Below are 1,693 nucleotides of genomic sequence, written 5' to 3' on the forward strand. Positions count from 1 at the left end.
GGCCCCAGGGGCCCGCCGACGCCGTCCCGGCCGCGCCCCTGACCGTCGCCGTCTCCGTGGCCGACAAGCTCGACACCCTCGTCGGCTTCTTCGCCATCGACGAGAAGCCGACCGGCTCCAAGGACCCGTTCGCGCTGCGGCGGGCGGCGCTGGGGGTGATCCGGCTGGTGCTCGACAACGGGGCGCGGCTCTCACTGAGCCACGTCTTCAGGAAAGCCGACGATGTCTTTGCGCATCGCGTTGAGGGGATTGGCCGCACAGATGCGAGCAGCGACCTCCTCGCCTTCTTCGCCGACCGCCTGAAGGTCCTCCTGCGCGACCAGGGCCAGCGCCACGATCTCGTCGACGCCGTCTTCGCCCTCGGCGACGACGACCTCGTCCGCATCGTCCGTCGGGTCGAGGCGCTCGAAGCCTTCCTCGCCACCGATGACGGGGCCAATCTGCTGGCCGGCTACAAGCGCGCCTCCAACATCCTCCGCGCCGAGGAGAAGAAGGGCCCGCTGCCCGTCGGCGAGCCCGCGGCCCTGCCCGGCGCTCCGGCCGAGGAGACCGCCCTGATCGGCGCCGTCGCCACGGCCGCGTCCGCCGTCGACGCCGCGCTGCAATCCGAGGACTTCGCCGCGGCCATGACGGCGCTCGCCCGCCTGCGCGCCCCCGTCGACGCCTTCTTCGAGGCGGTGATGGTCAACTCCGACGTCCCCGCCGAGCGCGACAACCGCCTGAAGCTGCTCGGCCAGGTCCGCGCCGTCATGGGCCGGGTGGCCGACTTCGGCCAGATCAGCGGCTAGGGCAGGGACCCGCCGCCTTGTCATCCCGGACGCCGCAGGCGATCCGGAACGGGTGTGCTGGAATGCGAAACCCGCCCGGAAATCGCATCGCGATTGTCCGGGCGACGGTCGACCGCCGCACCCTGCCTGACTCTTCTCCCGGACAGCTGCTGACGCAGCTTCCGGGAGGGCTCACCTCAGCGCGCTCTGCCGTCCCGGCTCTCCGCTTCGCGTCGGCCGGGATGACAAGCGCTGGCTCTATCCTCTGAGCACCTTCCGCAGCTGCGGGTGCAGGTCCGTGTTCGACGCCAGGATCTGCTTGCCCGCCAGCGGATCGCCGTCCGGGTCGATCGTCGTCACGATCCCGCCCGCCTCGGTCACGAACAGCACGCCCGCCGCCACGTCCCACGGCTGCAGATTGCGTTCGTAGTAGGCGTCGTACCGCCCCGCCGCGACCCAGGCGAAGTCCAGCGCCGCGGACCCCAGGCGGCGGATGCCCGCCACCCGCTGGCCCACCGCGTGGATGTCCTTGATCGCCTGCGCATGGCCGGTCTTGCCGATGAACGGCAGCCCCGTGGCGATCAGGCTCTCCGACAGGTCCTTGCGCCCCGCCACCCGGATGCGCGTGTCGTTCAGATAGCAGCCCTTGCCCTTCTCGGCCCAGAACAGCTCGTTCATCACCGGGTTGTAGGTCACCCCGGCGACGATCTCGGAATGGCCGTCCGGCGCCGTCCGCTGCAGCGCTACGGTGATGGCGAAGTGCGGCATGGCGTGCATGAAGTTGGTGGTGCCGTCGATCGGGTCGACGATCCAGGTGTGGGTCTTGTCCGTGCCCTCGACCATCCCCCGCTCCTCGCCGAGGAAGCCGTAGCCCGGCCGCGCCTTCATCAGCAGCTCGAACAGGGTCTCCTCGGCCTTGATGTCGG

Annotated in this window: 2 protein-coding genes; one reads left to right on the forward strand and one right to left on the reverse strand. The window is 70.6% G+C overall.

Features of this window, described 5'->3' with window-relative positions; translation table 11 throughout:
* Positions 1-788, forward strand: a 788-nt coding sequence (locus RIF93_RS20565; protein ID WP_309093301.1) for a glycine--tRNA ligase subunit beta, incomplete at its 5' end; no start/stop codon positions are given.
* A 237-nt stretch (positions 789-1,025) separates the two neighbouring features.
* Here the strand turns inward: RIF93_RS20565 and RIF93_RS20570 are convergent.
* Positions 1,026-1,693 (reverse strand): inositol monophosphatase family protein (locus RIF93_RS20570; RefSeq protein WP_309093302.1); only part of this gene is annotated, 668 nt, incomplete at its 5' end.

It is taken from the genome of Phenylobacterium sp. (genome assembly GCF_031181185.1).
Taxonomy (GTDB): Bacteria; Pseudomonadota; Alphaproteobacteria; order Caulobacterales; family Caulobacteraceae; genus Phenylobacterium.